Annotated in this window: 20 protein-coding genes; 3 read left to right on the top strand and 17 right to left on the bottom strand. The window is 68.3% G+C overall.

All coding sequences use genetic code 11. The features are described from left to right. Positions 1 to 2 precede the first annotated feature (2 nt). The 9 genes from ACZ7IB_RS22965 to ACZ7IB_RS22925 form a co-directional block, all read right to left on the bottom strand. Positions 3 to 296: a PAAR domain-containing protein gene (locus ACZ7IB_RS22965; RefSeq protein ID WP_470915184.1), complete on the bottom strand. Its 294-nt coding sequence runs from the start codon at positions 294 to 296 to the stop codon at positions 3 to 5. A gap of 36 nt (positions 297 to 332) precedes the next feature. Beyond that, the gene (locus tag ACZ7IB_RS22960; RefSeq protein WP_470915182.1) at positions 333 to 2,372 is read right to left on the bottom strand and encodes a VgrG-related protein; all 2,040 of its coding nucleotides are present in this window, start codon (positions 2,370 to 2,372) and stop codon (positions 333 to 335) included. Further along, positions 2,372 to 3,175: a CIS tube protein gene (locus ACZ7IB_RS22955; protein WP_470915180.1), complete on the bottom strand. Its 804-nt coding sequence runs from the start codon at positions 3,173 to 3,175 to the stop codon at positions 2,372 to 2,374. Before ACZ7IB_RS22955 ends, ACZ7IB_RS22960 begins: the two co-directional genes overlap by 1 nt. Positions 3,176 to 3,180: 5 nt before the next feature. Beyond that, the gene (locus ACZ7IB_RS22950; protein ID WP_093549687.1) at positions 3,181 to 3,618 is read right to left on the bottom strand and encodes a phage tail protein; all 438 of its coding nucleotides are present in this window, start codon (positions 3,616 to 3,618) and stop codon (positions 3,181 to 3,183) included. Positions 3,619 to 3,659: 41 nt separating this feature from the next. Next, positions 3,660 to 5,453: a hypothetical protein gene (locus ACZ7IB_RS22945; RefSeq protein WP_470915176.1), complete on the bottom strand. Its 1,794-nt coding sequence runs from the start codon at positions 5,451 to 5,453 to the stop codon at positions 3,660 to 3,662. Between the two features lie 29 nt (positions 5,454 to 5,482). Next, positions 5,483 to 5,626: a DUF6760 family protein gene (locus ACZ7IB_RS22940; protein ID WP_093896703.1), complete on the bottom strand. Its 144-nt coding sequence runs from the start codon at positions 5,624 to 5,626 to the stop codon at positions 5,483 to 5,485. Beyond that, the gene (locus ACZ7IB_RS22935) at positions 5,623 to 6,093 is read right to left on the bottom strand and encodes a hypothetical protein (protein WP_470915173.1); all 471 of its coding nucleotides are present in this window, start codon (positions 6,091 to 6,093) and stop codon (positions 5,623 to 5,625) included. Before ACZ7IB_RS22935 ends, ACZ7IB_RS22940 begins: the two co-directional genes overlap by 4 nt. Next, the gene (locus tag ACZ7IB_RS22930; protein WP_470915171.1) at positions 6,093 to 6,536 is read right to left on the bottom strand and encodes a phage tail protein; all 444 of its coding nucleotides are present in this window, start codon (positions 6,534 to 6,536) and stop codon (positions 6,093 to 6,095) included. The genes ACZ7IB_RS22935 and ACZ7IB_RS22930 overlap by 1 nt, the downstream gene beginning before the upstream one ends. A 75-nt stretch (positions 6,537 to 6,611) precedes the next feature. Then, positions 6,612 to 8,162 carry a phage tail sheath family protein gene (locus ACZ7IB_RS22925; RefSeq protein ID WP_470915169.1) on the bottom strand — a complete coding sequence of 517 codons (1,551 nt, stop codon included), beginning with the start codon at positions 8,160 to 8,162 and terminating at the stop codon, positions 6,612 to 6,614. 348 nt (positions 8,163 to 8,510) lie between these two features. Here ACZ7IB_RS22925 and ACZ7IB_RS22920 point away from each other — a divergent pair, with 348 nt between their 5' ends. Both ACZ7IB_RS22920 and ACZ7IB_RS22915 read left to right on the top strand, forming a co-directional pair. Next, positions 8,511 to 11,948, top strand: coding sequence for a phage tail protein (locus ACZ7IB_RS22920; RefSeq protein WP_470915167.1), 3,438 nt, complete (start codon positions 8,511 to 8,513; stop codon positions 11,946 to 11,948). Positions 11,949 to 11,958: 10 nt separating this feature from the next. After that, a complete protein-coding gene (locus ACZ7IB_RS22915; RefSeq protein ID WP_470915165.1) occupies positions 11,959 to 12,594 on the top strand; it encodes a hypothetical protein in 636 nt (211 codons plus the stop codon). Between the two features lie 109 nt (positions 12,595 to 12,703). Here ACZ7IB_RS22915 and ACZ7IB_RS22910 read toward each other — a convergent pair whose 3' ends face one another. Then, positions 12,704 to 14,038, bottom strand: coding sequence for a hypothetical protein (locus tag ACZ7IB_RS22910; RefSeq protein ID WP_470915163.1), 1,335 nt, complete (start codon positions 14,036 to 14,038; stop codon positions 12,704 to 12,706). A gap of 25 nt (positions 14,039 to 14,063) precedes the next feature. Continuing rightward, a complete protein-coding gene (locus ACZ7IB_RS22905; RefSeq protein WP_470915161.1) occupies positions 14,064 to 14,510 on the bottom strand; it encodes a hypothetical protein in 447 nt (148 codons plus the stop codon). A 727-nt stretch (positions 14,511 to 15,237) separates the two neighbouring features. Here ACZ7IB_RS22905 and ACZ7IB_RS22900 point away from each other — a divergent pair. Further along, positions 15,238 to 15,396 (top strand): hypothetical protein, encoded by a 159-nt coding sequence (locus ACZ7IB_RS22900; protein WP_470915159.1) that lies wholly within the window; start codon positions 15,238 to 15,240, stop codon positions 15,394 to 15,396. Here the strand turns inward: ACZ7IB_RS22900 and ACZ7IB_RS22895 are convergent. The 6 genes from ACZ7IB_RS22895 to ACZ7IB_RS22870 all read right to left on the bottom strand — a co-directional run bounded on the left by ACZ7IB_RS22895 (position 15,386) and on the right by ACZ7IB_RS22870 (position 23,441). Continuing rightward, complete coding sequence (locus ACZ7IB_RS22895) at positions 15,386 to 16,645, bottom strand: cytochrome P450 (protein WP_470915158.1); 1,260 nt, start codon at positions 16,643 to 16,645, stop codon at positions 15,386 to 15,388. The genes ACZ7IB_RS22900 and ACZ7IB_RS22895 overlap by 11 nt on opposite strands. Beyond that, positions 16,642 to 17,433 (bottom strand): alpha/beta fold hydrolase, encoded by a 792-nt coding sequence (locus tag ACZ7IB_RS22890; protein ID WP_470915156.1) that lies wholly within the window; start codon positions 17,431 to 17,433, stop codon positions 16,642 to 16,644. Before ACZ7IB_RS22890 ends, ACZ7IB_RS22895 begins: the two co-directional genes overlap by 4 nt. A 123-nt stretch (positions 17,434 to 17,556) precedes the next feature. Next, positions 17,557 to 19,653, bottom strand: a complete 2,097-nt coding sequence (locus ACZ7IB_RS22885) for an ATP-binding protein (protein ID WP_470915153.1) — start codon at positions 19,651 to 19,653, stop codon at positions 17,557 to 17,559. Then, a complete protein-coding gene (locus ACZ7IB_RS22880) occupies positions 19,650 to 20,489 on the bottom strand; it encodes a Pvc16 family protein (RefSeq protein WP_470915150.1) in 840 nt (279 codons plus the stop codon). The genes ACZ7IB_RS22885 and ACZ7IB_RS22880 overlap by 4 nt, the downstream gene beginning before the upstream one ends. Positions 20,490 to 20,517: 28 nt before the next feature. Further along, entirely contained in the window at positions 20,518 to 22,512 is a 1,995-nt protein-coding gene (locus ACZ7IB_RS22875; protein ID WP_470915148.1) for an HYR domain-containing protein, read from the bottom strand. Positions 22,513 to 22,814: 302 nt separating this feature from the next. Further along, positions 22,815 to 23,441, bottom strand: coding sequence for a helix-turn-helix transcriptional regulator (locus tag ACZ7IB_RS22870; protein WP_470915146.1), 627 nt, complete (start codon positions 23,439 to 23,441; stop codon positions 22,815 to 22,817). Positions 23,442 to 23,598: the final 157 nt, after the last annotated feature.

The following is a 23,598-nucleotide window of genomic DNA, read 5'->3' as shown; positions in this document are numbered from 1 at the left end:
GCTCAGCCTCCGATCAGCACCGTCGGACAACCGGACACGACGGGCGATCCGCAGGCGGCCAGGTCCCCGACGCGTGCGGCGGGCTGCCCGCCGATCAGCACCGTGGCGCTGCCGGGCGGCGCGATCGCGGACGGCGGATGCACCGCGGGCGGCGGCATCGCGCACAGGTGCGGAGTGCCGACCGTGGCGGCGGGGATGCCTCCGATGAGCACGGACGGGACACCGGGCGGCCCGACCGTGCCGGGGTGTCCGGTGGGGTCGCCGACCCGTGCGGCTGCCGCCGCGGCTGCTGACATGAAAGTCCGTTCCTCTCGCTCAGCGCGTCCGCGCCGTCAATTGATCTTCACCAGAGGTGCGTTGATGGCCAGGGAGCTGCCGCCCTTGATGTCGGTCCGCTGTGTTCCGTTGACCGCGACCTGGGCGCCCCGGACGTCCACCGTTCCGCCGGTGGAGAGCTTGACCTCGCCGTTTCCGCCGTCGACCCGCACTCCGCTGCGGGACGTCAACGTGACGCTGTCGCCGCTCAGTTCGAGCGTTCCCTGCCCGCCGTCCAGCGCGACCCCGCGCGCCGCCTTGATGGACACCTGCTGCTTGGCCTCGATGTTCACGCTGCCGTCGCTGTTGATCACGATCACGGTGCCCCTGCGGTCGAGATCGATCTTCAGTTTTCCGTCGCCGGTGAGCAGACGTACGCCCTGCGGTCCGTTGGCGCCGTCCAGGAGTTCCAGCTGGTTTCCGCTCTTGGAGGCGATGGAACGCCGGTTGACCGCCCCGGTGGTCGGGTCGACCAGCTCACCTCCTGGGGCGGGGGGTGCGGCGGGCGTTGCCGCGGGTGAACCGGCGGGCTCCGCGCCGGCGGACGGGCCTGTGGACGGGCCGGGTCCGGCACCCGCCCCGGAGGCACCCGCCCCGGGGTCACCCGGCCCGGACGCGCCACCAGCACTCCCTCCCGACCCGCCGCCGCTGCCCTGCGACGGCCGGTCCTTCCCGTTGTACAGACCGGCGAGGACGTACGGACGGTCCAGATGCCCGTGCTCGAATCCCACCAGGACCTCGTCCCCGACCTCGGGGATGAACGCCTCACCACCGCTCGTCCCGCCCGACTGCGCCGTACGCGCCCAGTCGCTCGCGTACTCGTCCGACAGCCAGGGAAACCGCACCTTGACCCGGCCCGATCCCTCCGGATCGTGGGTGTCCGTGACCGTCCCGCTGACCAGCCCCACGCACCGCGACCCGCCGCCCGACCCCGCTCCCGGCCCGCCCGACCCCGGCCCTCCACCGGTCAGCCCGAACAGCGAACGCTCCTGCTGCCCGGAGACGGTGAGCCAGGTCTCGTACCCGCGCACCGGGTCGAAGACATGCCGCGACGACGTGACCGTGTACCGCCCCTCGAAAGGCGCCCCCACCGCGTTGAGCGCCACCGCACTGCCCGCCCGCACCTCGGGGTTCCCCCGGATCACCGCCTCCAGCTCCGCGAACGATCCGGCGATCCGCTCCGCCAGGGCCTTCGCCGCCTGGTCCACCTGCGCCTGTGCCCCGTACGCCGTGTCCGTGACCACGAAACGCGCCTCGCCGAAGGGTGCGGACACCTCGGCCGCGCTCACCCCCAGCTCGAGCGTCGCCGACTTCCCCGCGGGCGCCCGCCCGACGAGCGGCTGCTTGGTCTTGATGTCCCAGCCGCGCACCTCGACCTCGGAGACCTGCTCCGCGGAGGACACCCCGGCCCGGCAGCGCAGCAGATTGCTGCCCATCTCCAGGACCAGCGGATTGCGGTCGGCCCGTGCCGAACCGTCGGGTGCGCCGCTCGCCTCCGCGGGTCTGGTGATGTGCAGCTGTCCGTCGAGTACGTACGCCTGCGCGCCCGCCTCCTCCGCCAGATCGCGCACGAACTCCCAGTCCGTGACGTTGGGCTGGGCGATGTGTTCGAGTACGGGGCCGGCCACGTCCACCGTCCCCGGCTTCAGCCCGGCGCGCTGGGCCACCTGGGCGCAGATGTCGGCGAGCGTCATGTTCTGGTAGCTGGCCACCCGACGTCCCCGGAACAGCCGGTGCGACTCGTCGAGCCCGCGTACGACGGTGAAGGTGCCGGTCTCGTCGAGCTCCACCTCCAGTGCGGTGACCACCCCTTTAAGCAGCGGCTTCGGTGCCGTGTCCCCGCCCGCGCGGGCCAGCAGCCGGGCCTCGCTGCCGATCTTCAGCCCGGTCTGCTCCAGCAGCACCCGGTCCGGATCGCGGAAGCGCAGAAGGAACAGGTCGGGCAGCGTCCGGCTGTCGTCGACGTACCCCTCGACCAGGGAGTTCACGAACTTCGGCGGCAGCGGACTGCCGCCGAACTCCACCACCAGCGCCGTCGCGACGCCCGGCTGCGCCATCAGGACCGCCCTCCGTCCCGGCTCTCTTCGAGCCGGCTCAGCTCGTCGAGCGCGGGAAGCAGCAGCTGCCGTCCGGGGGCCAGCCGCATCGGGTCGTCGATCCCGTTCGCCTCCGCGATCACCCGCCAGGCCGCCGGGTCGCCGTACTCGCGCTGGGCGAGCGAGGGCAGCGAGTCCCCGGCGTCCAGCCGGTGCACCCGGCGGGCCGCGAGGGCGCCCGAGGTCGGGTTCTGGCCCGGGGTGTCGCCGCTGATCTCCTCCATGGTCACCTGGCAGACGGCCCGGATCGGCACGCCCGATGTGGTGAACAAGGTGTACTTCGCCTGTACTTGACTGACGTAGCCGGGGAACCCGGTCAGCCCGCCCCAGTGGAAGACCACCCACGGCGGTGACGAACGCTGCTGCTGACGGGTCTCGCTCGTCGGCACACAGCACGCGAAGAGCTGCTCGACCGAGGTCACCACGCGGGTGTCCTGGGTGTCGCTGGCGTCGAAGAACATCTCCACGGTGAGCTTGCTGGGCTGCGAGCCCTGATACTCCGGCGGCCCCGAGCTCTTGGCGCCCTTGGCCGGACTCCGCTTCCAGGAGGCGGCCTTGGTGAGGCTCAGCTCCTTGGGGTTGAACTGGAAGTCGATCCGTCCGCACGGACCACCGGGCGTGAGGCCACCGCCGGTCGGCGGTGTCCGCAGTTCCAGATAGGCGTGCTCCAGCTTGGGCCGGGCCGAACCTCCTTTGCCCGCCCTCGCCGCCGACGCCCCGGACGTACCGGCGGCGCTGAACGCGATGGGACCTGCGCCACTCACGACGGTCAGCCCTCCATCACATAGCCGTGATGGGCGATCTCGATCGTCTCCATCGCGACCTTGGGCGATTCCGGGGTGAAGGAGGGGCCGGTCCAGCGGACGGGCACGACCTCCAGCAGCCCCCACTGGGCCACCTTCTGTCCGTCCCCGGTTCGCGCCTCGATGTGCGCCGTCTTGCGGCTGAATCCGGTCGTCATGGTGGCGAACCAGCGGGCCACCTTCTCGGTCTCCTTGGTCAGCGGCCTGGACAGCTTCACGTTCGAGTACTTCAGGCGGGTCGGCAGCTGCCACAGATGCCCGTTGTTGCCGCCTTCCTCCCGCGTTTCGAGCACCACTTCACAGCCCAGCCCGTCACATGTGTTGAACGACCCGAGCTCGATGTCGTCGATCGTGACGACGAAGCAGACGCTGACGGCGGGATCGTTGTCCTGGGCGGTGGCCATGGCACGTACCTCTCAATTCCCTGTGTTGTCGCTGCCGTTCATCAGTGCCGGGTGTTGATGAGAAAACCCGCTCGTTCGCGTTCCAGCCGCAGATCCGCCTTGAAGAGCCTGCTGAGCGGTGCGTACAGGGCGCGTACCAGCTCGTCGGTGACGACGGGGGCTGCGGCGCCGCCGTGACCACCGCTCTGCCCGGGTGGCGCGCCAGGGGCGGAGGCGGCCGCGCCCGGTGCGCCGTGGTCCTCGGCCATGGGCCCGGGTTCCGGTTCCGGTTCCGGTTCCGGTACCGGTTCGGGCTCCTGGGGAGGCTCCGGAGGCGGTGGTTCCGTGGTCTCCGTCTCGCGCTGTACGACGGGTGATGAGTACGGCGGTGGCGGCGAGCCGAAGACGACACTGCCGTCGGCCATCCGCTGAGCCACCCCCGCGGCCACGGCGACCGAACCGGCCGTGGGGAACGAGGGGGCGGCGGGCGCGGAGGGTGCGGAGGGTGCGGTACGGCTGCCGGCACCCGGCAACGAACGAGGCACCGGCGGCCCGCCGGCTGCCTGACGTTGCAGGGCGGGAAGCGGCCGAGGAAGCACACCCGGCGCATCCCTCGGAGACGTGGCGGTACGTTGCAGAGCTGCCGGCAGAGATGCGGCCGGCGCCACCGAAGGCGCACCCGCCCCGGCAGACGTCCAGCGCACCGGAACGGCATCGGGCAGGGACGGCAGCCCGGGACCCGGCACCGGACCCGCACCACCCGACGGAGATGCCGCCGCCCCGTCCACGGCGGAACGCTGTACGACGCCCGCCCCACCGCTCTGCCCGGACTGGAGCGTCAAGGGCCGGTCGGCGAGCAGGGGCGCGACCGGAGCGGTGGCCGGGGGCCGTGACAGGGGAGCCTGCGCGGGCACGGCGGGAGTCCGCTGCGCCGCCGGGGCGGACGAGGAGGCGGGAGTGGGCGCGGGTGCGGACTCCGCCAGGGCGGACGAGGAGGCGGCAGTAGGCGCGGGTGCGGTCTCCGACGGGGCGGGGAGCAGCGGATCGTCACCGAGCAGCGGAGCAGTGGGCCCGTCGGACTCGGGGGCCGACTCCGGGGCCGCGGGCGCCTCAGGGGCCTCCGGGACCTCACCGGCACCGTCGTCCGCCACGCTCCGGGCAACCGGAACCACTCCGGCCGCCCCCTCCGCCTCCGGACCGGCGTGGGCAGCCTGTCGCTGTGCCGTGGGCGGCAGCGCGGACATGGGCGCGCCGAGACCGGGTGCCCGCCGGGGCGGGCCCGCGACCGGCGGCATCACCGAACGCTGAACGGGTGGCGGCGGGGTCGCGGACCCAGGCGCGGCCGGTTCGGGCGCGGCCGGTTCGGGCACCGCCACAAGGGGCTGCTCGCCCACCAGTTGGCGTACTGGCAGCTCCGCCACGGCCGACTCCCCGGCCGACGTCATCGCGGGCGCACCACCCGCGACAGTGCGCTGCATGGGCACGGACAGGGGCACGGTCCTGGCACGGTCCGGCAGCTCCACCGGACGCTGAACGGACCGCTGCACCGGCGACGGACGGTCCACGGGGGCCGGTGCGGTGATCCCGTGCACCAGCCCGGTGGGCGCGTCCGGACTGACCAGATGCCCGAGGGGTGTCCCGAGCGAGTGGTCCTGCCGAGTGGAGAGCGATCCCTGGAATCCGGCAGGGTCGATGACCAGATCCTGGGCGCCCAGGGTCCGCTGGATGGGCGGCAGTTCGGCCAGATCGACTCGTTCGCGCGGCAAGGCCGGCGGAGCGGCGCTCGCGCTGCTCGTCTCCGTACCCGTACCCGTCTCCGTGCGCCCGCCACCGCGCAGCCATGACATCAGGCCCATGGATTCTTTCGCCCTCCCTGCGCTGTTCGCTACTGCCCGTTGAGGCGAGCGATCTGTGCGACGAACCTCAGTCGTTCCGGGTGCTCCAGGTCCAGCAGCTCATCGAGCGGCCAGTGGAAGTGATAGGCGAGGTACGCGACCTCCTCGTAGAGCAGGTCGGCCGCGTACGTCACGATTCCCCCAGGCGGCCACCGGCGAGATTCACCGCGAACTCCTCCTGGCAGGACGGACAGGTGACGGCGGCGCGGGTGTGCCCCTCGGCGTTGATCCGCCGGTAGAAGTCCTGGAGGAAGGCCAAGTCGGAGGCGAAGAGGTCCTCGATGATGCCGGGGTGGATGTCATCGATCGTGCCGATCCGGGTGACGACCCGGGCGATGAGCACGACCGAGAGGTACGCGGAGTTCTCACGCACCCGGTCGTCCCGCAACGGCACGAGTTCGTCGCGCGCGGTCGCGAGCCGCATGACGCCCGTATGGTGCACGGCGCCCGTCTCGTCGACGTACCCGCGCGGCAGCTCGAAGGTGAACTCGGTGCGGAGCGGCTCCCGTTGGCCGGACCGCCCGCTCCTGCCGGCCGGGAGATGTGCGTCCGGCCGTTCCGGAGCCTCGGCCGGATCCGGTGCCGGTGCCGTACGTCGCATCAGTCGAGTTCCATGCTCTCGTAGGTGATCGCGAGCTTCTCCGTGAGGACCGAGGTGTCACCGGCCTTGAGGGTGCCGATCTCCAGCGACTTCGGCCAGGCGTTGATGAGTTTGTAGCGCTTGATGGCGATGCCTTCGTGGTCGTACACGATGACCGCACCGTTGCGGCGGGCCATGGTCATCCGGCCGAACCGGGAGTCCTTGATCCACCGTTCGAAGCTGTTGTCCTCGGTGAGGCCCCGGGTCACGGTCACCTCACCGGCCTTCGGCCGGCCCGGGAGCTTCTTGATGGCGTAGCGGCCGTCGGCGGTGTTCTGCTTCAGCTCGATGACGTCCTGCTCCATCTTCAGACCACTGACCTCGGTGATCTGCTTGATGACGACGCTGTCGAATTCGAGGCCGAAGGAGGCCCCGACGGTGCTGTCGAGATCGGGAAGTGGCACAACAGGCTCCTTTACCGCTTTTACCGCTTGGGGGACCTCAGGACGGCCGCGCTGCTCGGCCCGGCACCGGCGGCGTTATTCGTCGACGCCGCCGGTGCCCCCGGTCAGCTGGGAGAGGCGGAAGACGACGAACTCGGCCGGCCTGACCGGTGCCACCCCGATCTCGCAGATGACCTGACCTGCGTCGATGCTTTCCGGCGGGTTGGTCTCACGGTCGCACTTGACGTAGAACGCCTCTTCCGGAGTGAGCCCGAACAGCGCTCCCTTGCGCCACTCGTTGACCAGGAACGCCGAGACCGTGCGCCGGATACGGGCCCACAGGGCGTCGTCGTTCGGTTCGAACACGACCCACTGCGTACCGGCGAGGATCGACTCCTCCAGGTAGTTGAAGAGGCGCCGGACGTTCAGATAGCGCCAGGCCGGGTCCGATGCCAGCGTGCGCGCGCCCCAGACCCGGATGCCGCGTCCGGGGAAGGACCGGATGCAGTTCAGCCCGATCGGGTTGAGCAGATCGTGTTCGCCCTTGGTCAGCTGGGTCTGCAGGGCGACCGCCCCTCGTACGACCTCGTTGGCGGGGGCCTTGTGCACACCGCGCGACTCGTCGTTGCGCGCCCAGACCCCGGCGATGTGGCCGCTCGGCGGGACCAGCTGCGCGCGCCCCGACGAGGGATCGGCAACCCGGATCCAGGGGTAGTAGAGCGTGGCGTACTTGGAGTCGAAGTTGGCGCCGTCGGTGCGCCAGGCGCGGATCTGCTGCGGACTGAGTCCGGGCGGCGGGTCGAGAATGGCGACGCGGTCGCCCATCAGCTCGCAGTGGCTGATCAGCCCCTGCTGCACGGCGACGACCGACTCCAGGTCCAGCAGCCCGCGTTCGTATGCGCTCATCAGGTCCGGCACGGCAATCGTGGTGACCTCTTCGACGGCTTCGAGCCCGCCGAGGCCGGTCCTGCGGTCGGGATCGCCGACGTACACCTCGGGAGTCAGCGCCCCTGCTCCGGGTGACGCGGGTGCTGCGGGGGCCAGGGTCACGGCCTGCGGCTCGGGCTTGGCGGGAGCGGCGCCGCGCCCGGACTCCCGTATCTCGACGAGCTCCGACTTGGCGTTGACCCGGGTGGCGACGTTCTCCTTGCTGCGTTTGGTCGTGACGCTCGGGTACGTCTCCGCGACCTGTCCGTCCCGCTTCACGATCAGCTGGAAGACATCTGAAGGCGGATCGTCTCCCTCCACCTCGGTCACTTCGACGGTGATCTCACCGACCGCACCGGGGCGGGGCTTCACCGCGTACGGCCCGAGCTGCGTCTCCGATCCGGCGGGCAACTGTCCGGCGGCCCCGTTGCTCTCGTCCTCGGCCGGGGGCTCGGTGCCATCACCGATGCGCACCACGTAACAGACACCGCCGCCGTTGGAGAAGAACCCGTAGACGGCGGAGGCGAGATACGTACCGTCGACGAAGTCGCCGAAGGTGCCGGCGAACTGGCTCCAGTTCGTGATCAGCGTCGGCTCGTCGAACGGGCCCTTCTGCGCGAAGCCGACGAAGGCGGCGACCGAGGTGCCCACCCCTTCGATCGGCCGGGATCCGGACTCGATCTCTTCGACGTAGACGCCCGGGGACAGGTACGACGGCATGTGAGTCTCTCCTTGGCCGGGGAACGCCCGCAATTCTCGTGACAGCGGCGATCACCGGGAACGGACGCACGGCCGCCCTGCCGTGCACCGGCTGCTGCCCGATCAGGCAACGTGCCCGCGCTGTACGTGTCGGCGCGCTCTGCCCCCGGACGCGTCCCCCGCGCGCTGCGTACGCGATGCGCGCCCCCGCACCCTGGGACGGCGGCAGGGCCATGTGCGTCGAGTGCCGACTGTCCGGGGAAGTGGTGGCCGGGAGGGCGGATGAAGGCGGTTCCGGAGAAGGACCCTGCCTCCGTGTCCGGCCATGGAGATACCCCCCGTCGTGACGACGTGACAGTCACGCCCGAAGTGTCACGTTCACAGACACCCCCACCCCACCGGCCGCCGGGTGACCGCCCCGCCCCGGACCCCCGCAGCCTGCAACGTCTGCAACGCGCGGCGGGCAACAGCGCGGTCGCCCGCCTGGTGGCCCAGCGCTACACGGCCCCCGTGAAACCCTCCCCCGCCCAGGCTCCCGGTTTCCGCAGGGTGAAGGCGGATGTGGCGGCGAAGCGGACGAGGATCGCTGCTCATGTCCCTGCTCCCGCGGAGTCCAAATCGGCGCAGGACGCGGCGGTGGCTCCGCCGGACGACAGGGAGGCGCAGGGCAAGGCGGCGAACGCGGAGAAGATGAACGCGGCGAAGCCCGGCGAGTTCAACAAGCAGGCGTTCATCGACGCGGTGAACAAGGCGATCGACGCGCAGGCCCCGAAGAACCTCGACGACGCGGACAAGTTCTCCAAGTCCGGCAAGGCCGACAAGATCAAGTCAGAGGTCGACGGCAAGGTCTCGGACGGCAAGGAGTCCTCCGCCAAGGACATCGACACCGCGACGAAGGCCCCGCCGGACACGTCCGCCGCCAAGGACAAACCCGTCACGCCGCTCACCCCGGACCAGCCCCCGGCCAATCCGGGCGCCCCCTCCGCCACGGACGCGATCCCGGAGAAGCAGCCGGCTGCGGTCACGGACTTCTCCCAAGGCCCGGCCCAGAACGACCAGGCCATGGCCGACGCCGAAGTCACCGAGGAGCAGCTCGCCAAGGGCAACGAGCCGGAGTTCGACCAGGCTCTCTCCGCGAAGAAGACCGCCGAGACGGACTCGGCGAAGGCCCCCGTCAAGGGCAAGGCGGCCGAGGCCCAGCAACTCTCCACCGCGAAGGCCGGAGCGGCGGCCTCCGGGGCGCAGGCCATGACCGCCCTGACCGCGACCCGTGCCTCGGCCGGGAAACAGGTCGACGGCGGGAAGGGCGACACCAAGTCGAAGGACGAGAAGAAACGCGCCGAGGTCACGGCGAAGCTGCAGAAGGTCTACGACGGCACGAAGAAGGACGTCGAGGACACCTTGTCCGGCCTGGACAAGAAGGTCGACACCGCGTTCACGACGGGTGAGAAGGCGGCCCGGGACGCGTTCACCGCCGACCACAAGCGCCGGATGAAGGCCTACAAGGACAAGCGGTACTCGGGCTGGACGGGCAAGGCCCGCTGGGTCAAGGACAAGTTCGCCGGCCTGCCCAAGGAGGCCAACAACCTCTACCAGGAGGCCCGCAAGCTCTACGTCGCAAAGATGCAGACGGTCATCTCGTCCGTCGCCGACATCATCGGCGCGGAACTCGGCAAGGCGAAGGCCCGCATCGCCAAGGGCCGCGCCGAGCTCAAGGCGGAGGTGGACCGACTTCCCGCCGACCTGCGCCAGTTCGGCGAGGACGCGGCCAAGGACTTCGCGGGGAAGTTCGACGACCTGGAAGCCACCGTCAACGAGAAGTCCGAACAGCTCGTCCAGGACCTCGCGACGAAGTACACGGCAGCCCTGAACAAGATCGACGAGGAGATCAAGAAGCTTCAGGAAGCCAACAAGGGCCTGATCGACAAGGCGAAGGACGCCATCGTCGGCGCGATCAAGACGATCAACGAACTGAAGAACCTCCTCCTCGGCATCCTCGCCAAGGCCGCCTCCGCCATCATGAAGATCATCAAGGACCCGATCGGCTTCCTGGGCAACCTGGTCAAGGCGGTAGGAGCGGGCCTCAACCTCTTCATCACCAACGTCGCCGACCACCTCAAGACCGGCGTCGTGTCCTGGCTGCTGGGCACCGCGGTCAAGGCCGGCCTCGAACTCCCCCAGAAGTTCGACCTCAAGGGCATCATCCAGCTCATCGCCTCCCTCCTCGGCCTGACCTGGGCCAACATCCGCGCCCGCATCACCCGCAAGGGCATCCCCGACCAGGCCATGACCGCCGTCGAACAGTCCGTCCCGGTCGCCCAGACCCTCGCCCGCGAAGGCCCCGCGGGCGCCGCCAAGGAAATCACCGAGGAAGCGGGCGACCTCAAGGCCACCATCCTCGAAAAACTCACCAGCTACCTGATCCCCACCGTCATCATCGCGGGCATCACCTGGATCATCTCCCTCCTCAACCCCGCCTCCGCATTCGTCCGCGCGGTCAAGGGAATCATCGACATCGTCACGTTCATCGTGAACCAGGGCGCCCAGATCGTCGAATTCGTCAACGCCGTCCTGGACGCCGTCATAGCCATAGCCAACGGTGGCACCGCAGGCGTCCCCAAGATGGTCGAAGCCGCCCTCGCCGCCAGCGTCCCGCTCCTCATCGGCTTCCTCGCCTCACTCCTCGGCATCGGATCCCTCGCCAACAAGGTCAAATCCGTCTTCCACGCCGTCGCCAAACCCGTCAACCGCGCCATCGACAAAATCGTCAACTTCATCACCAAGGCAGGCAAAAAGCTCTGGAACAAAATCAAGGGAAGGCCAACAAAGAAGAACGAGTCCGGGGGGCGAGAAACCGAGAAGAGTCTCGACGTAAAGAGGGAAGCAAAGGATCAACTCGCTGCGCAGACAGCCAAACCTCTACCGACCAAAGCCGCGCTCGACGCGATAGTTACTCATACCCTGACGCGACTACAACCGAAGGGGCTCAAGCAACTCCACGCAGAACCCGCAGGTGGAGATCCGGTCAACTTCTCCATTATCGCAAAAGCAAGCCCGCCCACACCAGTCGCCCAGGCAACGGTGCAACTTACTAGCAAGGACTACAAGCTGATTCTCAGAAAAGCGATCCCAGGGGCAGCAGATATCGTTCCCTTCTTGAAAAAGATGGCAAAGAACGACCCCGAGATCGTCGAGTACGAGGGATCCGAAATAAAAGTAGACATGAAATTCTTCAAAGAGGCATGGAACAAAGCGCCGTACGGCCAGGCGCGAGGATTCATCAAGAAACGGTTCAGAGATGCAACGCCGGGTCATCACGAATGGATTCCGAGCGATTATATTTTAATTGTAATGGAGCGCGCCCAGAACGCGGAAACCATTGTCGCCGGAGAGAAATGGATTGACGATCACCACGACTTGCGCAGCGACACCTCGCTACTCGTATTCCATAACCTGGACGAGGCCCCTCCAGGGGTCACAGAGGAGACCGTTGAGCAAAGGAGAAAGAAATTCTCCATACCAACCGGACACGTAGGGGCGGTTTACTACAAAGGTGATCAGAAGACAAAGTACGAGAAGAACTTCCATAACGCCGCACGGAACGTATTCGCTGACGCCAGCGACATATCCGGAATCGCCATAAATCTGAAGGCCGTGGCGGAGAAGTGGATATGGGACGGCAATCAACCTTACCCGCACGACGTGCATCCGGAATGTCTGGACAAGTACGGGAACCAGGTAACTGCAACTCGACAGCAGGGCAACTACACCCAAATCATCGACAAGATTAAAACTCTGATCGATTAAGGACCCGAGCATGAACCGACATTCAGGCGAAACCCCAAACCAGACCGGCGATTATCGGGATGCGCTCCACTGGATCTCAGCGTCATCGCTACACGATGAAGACAAAATCAACCTTAAGGATTTTGTCACAAACTTTCCAGGTTTTACCTTCTCGCGAGATACCCCAGAAGACATCAGTCGGCGCGAGAGGCAGGATCGAGTACACATCCCGGCCTGGTTCCGCAATATTCGAGAGACGCTAGCTTTTATCCACCCCCTCACCCCCACCCATCCCCCAGTTCTCGCCCGATTTGACGCATGTGACTACGACTGCAGCATGACCGACTCGGAAGAAACACAATGGTATCAATTAAAAATGGGAGTCATGGGGGAAGACGACAGAGAGCTTTTCGTTGGCCAGGCGGGCTTATACCCTATTGCAACATGGTTCGGTACGGACCAGTCTTACCTTGCGATCAATCTGAGAAACCCGAGCGACAGACGAATCCATGAATTCTCAGGCGCAGATTACTGGGACATGTCCTTCAACGAAGAATCAGTGGAGGGGTCAAGCCAACCTGCGTTCACTTCCTACTCCCGGATGTTGTCACACATCTCCGGATTCAAATTCGTGGACGGCAGGACAGTATCGGCAGGACCGGTCTGAAAACGAGCCCGCCGTGAACCACGGCCACGCGTCAGCGTCCTTCTCTCACTCGGTGCCCGAGGGGTGCGCATGTGCTTCACCTCTCGGCACGGAAGATCGCTGCTCGCAGCTACCGGCCAAGTACTTCCATCAGATGGTCGTCCAGGTCTGCGACAAAGTCCTCCCGGTGCCACGGACGCAGTTCCTGGCGGGCTCTCTGTAGCCGGATCAGCGGTACCCGTCCGCCCGTTGAAGCTGCCGCCGTGACGCACTCGTGCAGCAGGTCGGCTGCCGCCCGGGGTTCACCGAGTTGGATTCTCGCCAGCGCCTGATCCGTAGTGACGATGGCGCGCTGAACCTTCTGCCGTGGGGCTCTCAATGTCGCGGCGGAGGCAGCAAACTGGTCGTGTGCGACGGCCGGGTCACCCACGTACAGCTGACACACGCCCTCGAAGCCGCGCAAGTACTCCGCAGAGAACGCGCCGGGGAGGGGCTCATCGAAGGACTCCCTCTCGATGTCGTACCAGGCCAGCCCCAACGCGGCGCTGGATTGGCGGCCCTGCCCCGACCGGGCAGCGACCTCCGCCTGCAGTGCGTGCGCACGCGCGCGGAGAAGAGGGCTCTCGCCACCCCCCGCAGCTCGCACCGCCCTTTCGACGAGCCGAGCCGCGTGCGCAATATCGGGCATCGCGTAGAGGACGGTGAGCGCATGGCTGAGGTGCACCGTGGCCTGTCGCCAGGGTTGTCCCAGGCGAGCTGCTTCCCTGGTCGCCTCCTCATACAAGGAGCGGCTGGCGGCATCGTCGCGAGTCTCGAACGCAAGGCGGCCTGCCAGCATCGCTGCCTCAACCCACGTGTTCCGTAAACGCTCACGAACCGGCTTCGGTGGTCGGCCAGCCATCAGCCGACGGCAAGCTTCCAACGCCGGAGCGAGCATCAGTTGCAGGCGTACGAAGGGGAGGCTCCCTACCTGAGAATTGACATCCGCAACAACAGAGAAAAGCCCTGAGACGGTCTCCGCGTCCAAGAGCGACGAGTCTGCGAGGGCGTGTCTCAGTCCCGCTCCGGTTCGAGGCGCCAGCAGCGCGAGCAGACCACCGCCGTCATCCGTAGCCGCCCGGACAAGAGTGTTCCGCAACTCCTCGATGCGTCGCTCGCTCTCACCGAGTTCTCTCAACGCATCGAGGTACTGCGCGAAATCCGACCCTGCTCCGAGCGAGCGGCTTCCGCTAGGCGTGGCCGCGTACAGATTGGCAAGCAGCAGTTGGTAGCGATCGTCCGGCATCGTCGCCGTTTTCGACTCCCAGCGCGCGATCGAACGCTGGACACTCGCAACGTGCGGCAGCCTGGGCATGCCCAGGTCCTGAGCAACCTGTGTCAAAGCACGCGCCATGTCAGCCAGAGACAGGCCGCGTCGAGTCCTCAGCCTCTTCAGCGCCGCCGCTCCTGCGGATGAGCTGTCCATCCACTCATCGTGGCGCAGACCGGCGCTATACGGGCACAATCAGTCGCGGTTTCCCCTGATCTGCTGTGTAGTTGATGGTTTGCCATGTACCCGATGACGGGGCAGTGCTGTGGGGGAACCCGACCGTCAGCGCGGAGCGATCGACCATCCACCGGTTCCGCGCGTGGTACGCATCGACGCACAGGTGGAGAGCTCCGAGTTCAACGATCTCCTTGATTCGATCGTGAGCATGGGTGATGGCCTGTCGAGCCTCCTGCGGCTGCAGGGCAACCGTGCCCGGAACGACGATCGTGATGTCCGCGCACGTGTTCTCCGCCAACCACAGCAACGCCCATGAATCGATGCCCTTTGCGCCACCGATGTAGAAGGCACTACGGGCAAACGCCCCGAGGTACGTGGCGAAGAGATCCACGTACTCGGCTCGTGGGCGATGGTCTGTGGAACGAGTGCCCGTGATCGCCACGGCGTGCATGATCAACTCCGTGTCATAGGTTGTCGTCTCCCGTCAGGCTCCCACGCTTGGGATCGTCAGTGCGTGGACACTTACACGACGGACGGCAACACGAGTGACTTTGGGATGCTTCCTGATCCCGACGATCTCTCGCAGGCTCAGCAACGCGGTGCACACTGCGTGTGGTGCGACGTCACCCTGACCCCGCGCACCGCAGTGGACCTCGGCCCAAGGGGTCGACACATCCACAACAGCACCGCTGTCTGGTTCCCCCGTTGCTGCACCACCTGTCGGAAGCGTGCGGCATCGTGAAGATCTGTTGCCGCTGCCAGGAAGTCATCACGAACGAGGCCCAGTTGGTTGGCGATGGCTTCTCGATGAGCGGGGCGCGGCCCGACGCCCACGCCCATCCCGACTGTGCTCCGTTCGACACCTCTCATGCAGATGAACGTCACCCTGACACGCCAGGGTGCGACTCCAGTGCAGGTCGACCATGAGTGCCGCGGCCAGGCTGGGCCCCAGTGCTCCTTACCGATCCCCGGAGTGCAGAACTGCCGGCAGTGACTGGCCCGAAGCGCACCGGCTCTGCCACGGCGAGCAGGTCATCCGTGTCAGGCCCGGCGAGACGCCGGTCGAGTACCTGCATTGCGCTTGTAGCTGCCACCATGCCGGGTGTCCAACCTCGCCCTGACGGGTCAGTTCCTTCAGCATCGTCCTCCATCCCGGAGTAGCAGAAAGGCATGTCGCAATGACCACCTTCGATTCCTGGGACGCAGTGAAGCGCGAGATCTTCGATGTCGAGGATCTTGATGAGATCGAGCTCGGTGCCCGGCGCTTGGTCGCTGAATCGCGAGCGCACCGACTCGTCGAGATGCGCCAAGAACACGGACCGGATGTCAGGAGCTGACCACCCGCACCGGCAGAGACTTCACCCCATTGATGAAGTTCGACACCAGGCGGCGCGGCGGGCCCGCGGGTTCGAGTGAGGCAGGCAAAGCACGGCACGTCTCCTCGTACAGGGCCCGTAGTTGCAGGCGGGCGAAGTGGGCGCCCAGGCAGACGTGGGGGCCGTCGCCGAAGGAGATGTGGGGGTTGGGGGTGCGGGAGAGGTCCAGGGCGAACGGGTCGGGGAAGACGCGTTCGTCGTGGTTGGCCGAGGCGTGGAAGACCACCACCTTGTCACCGGTACGGATGCGCGTGCCCGCCAGTTCCGTGTCCTGGGTGGCGGTGCGGCGGAAGGTCAGGACCGGTGGGTGGCGGCGGAGCAGTTCGTCGATGGCGGTGGCGAGCTGTACCTCTCCGTCGCACAGGCGGCGGTAGGCCTCGGGGTTTGCCGCCAGGAGGTGCAGACCGCCCGGGGCCGCGCTGCGTACCGTGTCGTTTCCTGCCACCACCAGCAGGAAGAAGAACATCTCCAGTTCCGGCGCCGTCAGTTCGGGATCCGTGGCCAGGGACGTCATCACGTCGTCGCCGGGGTGTTGGCGCTTGTGCGCCGCCAATGCGTGCGCGTAGTCGAACATGTCGCGCAGTGATGCGGGGGATCGCGGGTTGACTGGCTTGCCGTCCGGGCCCAGGACCGGAGTACCGGCTTCGTCCGGGTCCTGGTAGCCGATGACGCGTTGGGTCCAGTGCAGGAGGAGTCCACTGTCGCTGTCCGGTATGCCCAGCAGGTCGGTGAGGTTGAGCAGGGCGTAGTCGTCGGTGACCTGGGTGACGAGGTCGCAGGTGCCGTCGCCGGCCCGCGCCTCGGCGACTGCCCGGGTGAGCAGGGAGCGGGCGCGTTCACGGACGACCGTCTCGAAGCGGTCCACGCGCTTCGGCGTGAAAGCGCGGCTGACGAGGACGCGCAGTCGTCGGTGGTGCGGCGGATCCTGGTTGAGCATCATGCGGCGGATGAACGGCAGGTCGGCGGGGTCGGGGTCGCGGATCTGGGTGGCGCCCAGGTACGAGGAGTACGTCGAGGAGTCCTTCAGCACGCGGACGGCGTCCTCGTGCCGGGTGACCGCCCAGAAGCCGGGGCCCGCCGGCCAGCCCAGCACCTCCGGCTCCTCCTGCCACGAGACGGGGCAGTGGTCGCGCAGGTGGCGGTAGCGGTCGTGGGGGATGCCCTGCGCATACTGCCTGGGGTCGAACACGTCCGGTACGGGCCCGTTCACGCCTTCGCCCCGCCGTCCTCCGCGTCGGCCCGCAGAAAGTCCTCCACCACGCGGATCAGGTCGAGCGGGGCCTCGTCCATCGCGTAGTGGCCGCACGACGGCAGCTCCACCAGCTCGGCCCGCCGAAACCAGCGCATCCACGTGGCGCGCTGCAACTCGGCCGACAGCGCCGGGTCCAGCGCGCCCACCACGGCCAGGGCCGGCACGGGCGAACCATCGATCCGGTCGTGGAAGTCCTCGCCCGCCCAGGAGTCCAGCCAGGCGCGGAACGCCTTGGCGTCGCTGCGTTCGAGCGAGCGACGCACCATACGGTCCAGCCAGCCCGCGGGGCGCCGGCCTCCGGTGGTGATGTCGAGGATGGTCCTGCGGTTCTGGGGGGTGTGCGCCGCCGCGGAGAAGAGTTCCCACTGGTCGGGAGGGAGGGGCAGGCCGGACGCGGGCACGGGCGACACTCCGACGATTCTGCGCACCCGTTGCGGTGCGATGGCCAGCGTCCGCTGAGCGACGGAGCCGCCCATCGAGTGGCCGATCAGCGAGAACCTCTCCCAGCCGAGCCGGTCGGCCAGCGCGAGCACGTCCTCGGCGCCCTCGGCCGTGGTGTACGCGCCGTCCACGTCCCGCGCCTCGCCGTATCCCCTCAGGTCCACCACCGCGTACTGGAACGAACCGAGGTCGAGATCCGGCAGCACGGGGGCGTACGCGGAGCGGTCGGCGAGCCAGCCGTGCACCGCAATCACCTTGTGCGGGCCGTCGCCGTGCAGTTCATGGGGCAGGGGCAATGAGATCACGCTGACTCCCGTCACCGTACGGAGCGGACCGGTCGGTCACCGGCCCGACTCCGCCCACGGTGGCGGCAACCACCGGCCCGCGCAAGGGCCCACGCACGGGCGCCCAGTGTCGGGCCGGCGGCGTCACGCCAGCAGTCCCAGATACGGCCCGAACTCCGACGCCAGCGTCAGCCGGCCCAGCTTCTGGTACTCGCGCTGGATCGCGTGGATCAGCGTCGGCATCGTCACCGATTCGCCCGTGTCCGCCGCCAGGTATGCGGCCGTCACCGCGATCGAGCGGATGTTGCCGCCCGCCAGCTCGAAGTTCTCCGCGCAGAAGGCGAGGTCCAGATCCCTGCCCCGGGGGAGTACGGGGCCCAGGCAGCGTTCCCACAGCAGGAGGCGCTGTTCGGGGTCCGGGACCGGGAAGTCGATGACCAGGTCCAGGCGGCGGGTGAAGGCGTCGTCCAGGTTGGCCCGGAGGTTGGTGGCGAGGATGGCCAGGCCGTCGAAGGACTCCATGCGCTGGAGCAGGTACGCGCTCTCGACGTTCGCGTAACGGTCGTGGGCGTCCTTCACGTCCGAGCGTTTGCCGAAGATCGCATCCGCCTCGTCGAAGAGGAGCACTCCGTTCACGCCCGCGGCTTCGGAGAAGATCCGTTCCAGGTTCTTCTCCGTCTCGCCCACGTATTTGTCGATCACCGTCGCCAGATCGACCGTGTAGAGGTCCAGGCCCAGGTCTGCGGCTATGACCTCCGCGGACATCGTCTTTCCGGTGCCGGAGTCGCCCGCGAAGAGTGCCGATACGCCTCGGCCCCTGCCGCCGCCGGGGCGCATGCCCCACTCCCCCAGGACCCGGTCGCGATGGCGCGCGCGGGCGGTCAGTTCGCGGAGTTGGGCGTGGGTGTCCGGCGGGAGGACCAGGTCGTTCCAGGTGACGGTGGGTTCGATGCGGCGGGCCAGGCGGTCGAGGCCTGCCGCGTTCTGGGCGCGGGCGCCCTGGCGTACATGGTCGGGGGTGAGGATGCCGCCGTCCAGGTGGGTGGTCTGGGCGGCGCCCCGGGCGGCGCGGGTGATCTGTTCCGGGGTCAGGAGGAACGGCGAGAGCAGGCGGTCCACATCGATGGTTTCGGGGACGGGGGCCTCATACGCGTCGGTCCAGAGGGCCGCTCTGGTCGAGGGTTCCACGCGTGGGGCGTGCAGGAGGAGGGGCGGGGCGGCGGACCAGGCCGCGTCCCAGGGGGCCCGGCCCACCAGGATCGTGGGGACCGGGGTACCGGTGAGCAGCCGGAGGAGTTCCGGGTGTTCGCGGGAGACCGCGTCGAGCGGGGCGCAGACCAGGCCGGCGCCGGTCAGTCGGGCCTCGCGGACCAGGGAGCGGACCACCTCGGCGGGGGACGGGTCCTCGGCCAGTCGCGCCAGATCCAGGCCCAGGACCCGGTGGCCCGCGAGCGTCAGCGCGGAGGCCGCGAGGGCCGTGCCCGCGCCGCCCTGGCCCTCGCGGAGGTAGGCGAGCGAGGCGCCTCGGGCAAGGGCCGCAACCAGCGGGGCCGGGTCGCCGACGCCCGGAACGGCGTGCCAGGGGGCGAGGAGATCGGCCAGACGCGGGTCGGGGGTGTCGTCGCCCAGGAGGTGCGCGGTGACCCGGTCGGGGACGCGGAGCGCACGGCTCAGGAACGGGCGGTCCAGGTCCTCGACCAGGAGGAGGCGGCCCTCACGCAGTGGGGCACGGGCCGACAGCCGATCGCGCGCCACCTGGTCGGCGGGGGACAGGCCGCAGAGACCCAGGGCCAGACCGATGGACGGGCGGCGGCGGGTGACGTCGTCGTTCAGGTAGCCGTAGAACGCCTCGAAGCGGTCGTCGAGATCCGGTACGAGCGTGATGAGGAGGATCTCGATGTCGAGAGCGGTGAGGCCGAACTCAGCGGCCAGGGAGGTGAGTCGGGACGCTTCGGGCAGGGAGGGGAGCCAGGAGGCCTGGGTCGGCGTCTCGGTCGGCGCCCCGGGCGGCGTCTCCGTCGGCCTCTCGTCGTAGTCCGGAACGGGGGACGGGAAAGCGCGGGCCTCCTCCGCGTCCAGCAGACGGGCGATGTTCTCGTCCGTGAGGTAGAGGCCGCGGAAGGCGTCGTCCGGGTCCGGGTCGGTGAGCTGCCGGGCCTCGACGGCTCGTCGGATGCGCTGCTCCACCGCTACCGCACGGGCGAGTAGATGGCGCAGGTTCGGGTCGCCCGCGGTTGTCATTCGGTGCCGTCCTCTGTGCCGTCCTCGGCAGGGTCTGCCGCGCCGCCCCGCATGCCGTCCGCCGCAGCGGCCTTGCGGCTCTCGGTGATACGGAGGGACAGACCGCGCCGCCGCTCCGCGTCGGAGGTACGGGGAACGTCCCCACCCGGACTGCCCGGATTTCCCGGACCGCCCAGCCGGCCAGGGCGGCCCGGCCGGCCTCCGTACACCGGAAGCCCTCCGCGCCCCGGCATCGGTTCCGACAACGGCTCGGCCTCCTCTGGCACGTCCCCGAAGCGGGCCTGCAACCCCTCGTCCCCCACCGGCGGGCCGACCACGTAGCTCGGCGACGCCGTCACCGGCACGCTGATCACCAGGTCCAGCGAGGGTTTCAACTCACCGCCCAGCGCGCTCCATACGTCGGCGAACGAGCGGTCCTCCGGCGGCGGCAGTGCGATCGACATCGGTACGGGCGCCCCGATCTCCGCCAAGGTGCCCGTCAGCCGCTCCGGAGGCAGCGCCTCGTAACGCAGCAGGCAGCCGAGCAGCGACGAGAGCAGCCGGTGCTCGTCCTCCGCGCGCTTCGTCCATGCCGTGATCAGGTACGAGAGCTTGAAGAAGCGAGGGGGGCGGCGGCGCGCGATGATCGCGCCGCGCTCGTCGTACTCGTTGTGCAGACCTCGCTCACGCCTCCGCATGTCCTCGCGGATGTCGTAGAGGTAGAGGTTGACCATGGGTGCGTTGACCTTCGCCGCCCACTCACGGGTCGGGGCGTCGAAGACCACCGCGATCTGGCCGCCTTCGAGCACCTCCGCCCTGATCAGGGCCCGCAGTACGTCGTCGACCTCGTGGATCACCCGATCACTCCCGTACGGTCGTCGGCGCTCATGCGCGGCCCGCGAAGTCCGGTGGCTGGAGATTTCGCTGGACCACCAGGACCGGTTTCTGCAGTCGGTCGAGGTCCCGCGAGTCCGCCCGCAGCTTGCGCGGGCCGAGCTTGTCCTTGCGCAGGACCAGGATCTGCACCTCGAAGGTGCCGTCGCGGCCCACCGTGGCGACCGATCCCTCGGGCGTGATGCCGGTGTTCCACGTGAAACGTACGGTCGCGCCCGGCGGGTAGTCCTTGCCGCGGGCCAGCACCGGCTGACCCGGCTTGGCGACCTGCGGCGTGACGGTCAGCGAGGGCTTCAGGACGCGCAGCCGGTCGGTGTCCTCGTTGTTGGCCTTCCGGCGGTCGGGCAGCGTGCCGCGCACGGTGGCCCGTACGTCCCCGGTCACCGCCGCGCGGTACGTCGCCGTCTGGGTCACCTCGATGCGGCCACCGGCAGGGATGGTGCACGGTTTGGCCTCCGTACAGCGGGTCAGGGCGGGCAGGCTGCGGTCCTTCGCCTCGGACGGCTTCGGCCAGGCCGAGCCGATGACCACGCCCGTCGCCGCGTCCGGTCCCGCATTGGTGACGGTGAAGCGGGCACGGGCCGGCCGGCCGGTGTACGTACGGTCCGGGCTGACGTCGACCTTCATCGCCACATCCGCCGAGGGCGGCACGGGGGCCTCAAGAACCTCGATCTGTGCCGTGTCCGTGCCCGTATTGCCCGCCGAGTCGGTGGCCGAGCAGGTCACCGTGGTGCTGCCGACCGGGAAGAGCGAACCGGAGGCCGGGGTGCAGGTCACCGGGAGCGTGCCATCAGTGGCGTCCTGGGCGGTCGCGTCGTACGTCACGCGCGCGCCCTTCTTGTCCTTGGCCCGGACGGTCAGATCGTCCACGGTGACGACGGGCGCGTCGATGTCGTTCACATCGATGCTGATCTGCTCCTGGAAGTCCGGGTCGGCGGCCGCGGCCGGCCCGATCGTGTCCGTTCCCGGCGGCTGGGTGCCCATCAGGAACTGGACGGTGCAGGTCAGCCGTGTGCCCTGGGGTGCGTCCGCGGAGACGTCGATGTTCTCCGCAAAATGCGCGGTGTCCCCGCTGGTGACCTGCTGGGTGGGCGGGTCGAGGCTGACGGACAGATGCGGATCGCAGTTTTCCAGGCGGTAGCTCACGTTGGTGGGAAGGTTGTTGAAGCCCTCGATGATGGCGTCGGTGACGCCGTCCCCGGGAATTCCGTTCAACATGCGGCCGTTGGTGGCCTCGACGATCCGCTTGGCCTGGTCGGGCTCGTGGTACGGGTCCTGATAGGTGGGGCTGCTGTACCCGTCGCCGTTGAGACCGTCGCCGTCCTCGGTATTCACGTCGACGGCGATCACGCGCACGCCCTTGTCCTGGAGCGCGAACATCGCGTCCTCATAGGGGATGTTGTTGCTGGGGTTGTGACTCGACGCGTCACCGACCAGGACGATCACCGGGCTGGCGCCGTCCCGGAAGACGGTTCCACCGTCCGCGCCGTTCGCTACCTTCCACAGCGCGTAGATCCAGTCCTCGGACGGGCCCTTGCTCTTGTATCCGCGGGAGGTGTCCAGTTTGTCGACACCCTTCGTCTGTACGTCGTCCATGTTCGTCGTCAGCCCTTGGAGGACAGCGAACTCCGCCGTCGGGTCGTCCTTCTCGTCGCCGTAGGTGGCCACCGCGAAGCGGGAATCCGGCTGCTGTTCACGGACCTTCGTCGTGATGTCCTTCAAACCCGCCTGTACATCGCCGATCGGGTCGCCCATGCTGCCGGTGCCGTCCACCAGCAGCACCACATCGGGCCTCGGCGGAATCGCGGGCGTACGCACCTGCTTGGCCACACCCGTGGAGCCGCCGGGGTCGACCGCGTCGGTGAATTCGGCGGGGGTGACCCAGGGCTCGGGGACGGCCACCGCCGGCGCCCCGGAGGTGACGGCCGAGCCGGGGGCGATGCCGGTGGCCATGAGGAGAAGGGCCAGCACCGGGACACGGAGCACGGCGAGGGTCCTGCGCGAGGCGGAGGACCGGGGCCGGGCCACCGGACCCGACCGCGACCGCGGCGCCCGCTGAAGCGGCTGGAACCAGCGCACGGAAGTCTCCCCACCCTTGACCGATCGGCACACCGGACGCCACGGTCCCGTAAGCGCAGCCGGCCCGCAGCGGTACAGGAGTCACACCCTCGGGAAACCCCCGCTGCCCTTTCGGGCAGCGGGGGATCTACCGGATCTGCCGCAGCTGCCGTAGCTGTCGGAGCTGCCGTATGCGTCCGTGCCGGACGGCTCACGCCGTACAGGACGGCTCAGATCAGCCCCTGCCGCATCGCGTACGCCACCGCGTGCGACCGGTTCCGCAGCTGCAGCCTGGTCATCACCGAATGCAGCACGTTCTTGATCGTGCGCTCGGAATAGGCCAGCTTCGTCGCGATGTCCGCGGTGTCGTACCCCTCCGCGACCAGACGCAGCACATCCACCTCACGCGCCGCGAGACCGGTGAAGTGCAGGCCGCGCGGACCGAGCACCTGCCCCTGGAGGCGACCCACCTCCTCAAGCAGCCTTCCCAGCAGGTCGGAAGGCAGATGGCCCTCGCCGCGTGCCACCGTCCCGATGACCTGCACCAGATGCTCCGGGGTCGACTCGGAGCGCCTGACCACACCGGCGACGCCGCACTCCGCGGCGCTCACCAGTTTCTGCTCGTCGATGTCCGTGGTGACCAGGACGGTGCGTGAGGTGCTGGTGCGCTGAATGTGACGCAGCATCGTCAGCACCTCCTCGTCGACCGCGTCCACGACGACGACCACGATCTGAGGTGAGGTGTCGCCCTCCCCCCACTCCGTCACGCTGACCTCGGGACGGGTACGCAGCTGACTGGCCACGCCCGCCTGCGAGATCGGATCCTGGGCCCGTAATCCGACAGTGATGCGCTCCATGGCAATGCTCCCCCTGGGCAACAGCCGATGGCATCACAGCGAACACAACCATCACGGCTGTTTTCGTATGCCTCATTCGTCTTGAGGCGGTCAAAAGATTCCCGCGTATACCTACAGGGAAACAAAAAAGCCGATCCGGGCACAGAATCTGCCCGGA

Source organism: Streptomyces sp. NPDC037301 (assembly GCF_055602785.1).
Note: the sequence above shows the minus strand (reverse complement) of the source record. Positions and strands in the feature narration are given on the sequence as shown.

What these genes read in the sequence shown, in the direction of transcription:
- ACZ7IB_RS22885 (WP_470915153.1), bottom strand. Translation starts at nt 19,653, where the DNA reads ATGACAACCGCGGGCGACCCGAACCTGCGCCATCTACTCGCCCGTGCG.
- ACZ7IB_RS22945 (WP_470915176.1), bottom strand. Translation starts at nt 5,453, where the DNA reads ATGGGCCTGATGTCATGGCTGCGCGGTGGCGGGCGCACGGAGACGGGT.
- ACZ7IB_RS22925 (WP_470915169.1), bottom strand. Translation starts at nt 8,162, where the DNA reads ATGCCGTCGTACCTGTCCCCGGGCGTCTACGTCGAAGAGATCGAGTCC.
- ACZ7IB_RS22905 (WP_470915161.1), bottom strand. Translation starts at nt 14,510, where the DNA reads ATGCACGCCGTGGCGATCACGGGCACTCGTTCCACAGACCATCGCCCA.
- ACZ7IB_RS22900 (WP_470915159.1), top strand. Translation starts at nt 15,238, where the DNA reads ATGACCACCTTCGATTCCTGGGACGCAGTGAAGCGCGAGATCTTCGAT.
- ACZ7IB_RS22965 (WP_470915184.1), bottom strand. Translation starts at nt 296, where the DNA reads ATGTCAGCAGCCGCGGCGGCAGCCGCACGGGTCGGCGACCCCACCGGA.
- ACZ7IB_RS22910 (WP_470915163.1), bottom strand. Translation starts at nt 14,038, where the DNA reads ATGGACAGCTCATCCGCAGGAGCGGCGGCGCTGAAGAGGCTGAGGACT.
- ACZ7IB_RS22870 (WP_470915146.1), bottom strand. Translation starts at nt 23,441, where the DNA reads ATGGAGCGCATCACTGTCGGATTACGGGCCCAGGATCCGATCTCGCAG.
- ACZ7IB_RS22935 (WP_470915173.1), bottom strand. Translation starts at nt 6,093, where the DNA reads ATGCGACGTACGGCACCGGCACCGGATCCGGCCGAGGCTCCGGAACGG.
- ACZ7IB_RS22915 (WP_470915165.1), top strand. Translation starts at nt 11,959, where the DNA reads ATGAACCGACATTCAGGCGAAACCCCAAACCAGACCGGCGATTATCGG.
- ACZ7IB_RS22960 (WP_470915182.1), bottom strand. Translation starts at nt 2,372, where the DNA reads ATGGCGCAGCCGGGCGTCGCGACGGCGCTGGTGGTGGAGTTCGGCGGC.
- ACZ7IB_RS22950 (WP_093549687.1), bottom strand. Translation starts at nt 3,618, where the DNA reads ATGGCCACCGCCCAGGACAACGATCCCGCCGTCAGCGTCTGCTTCGTC.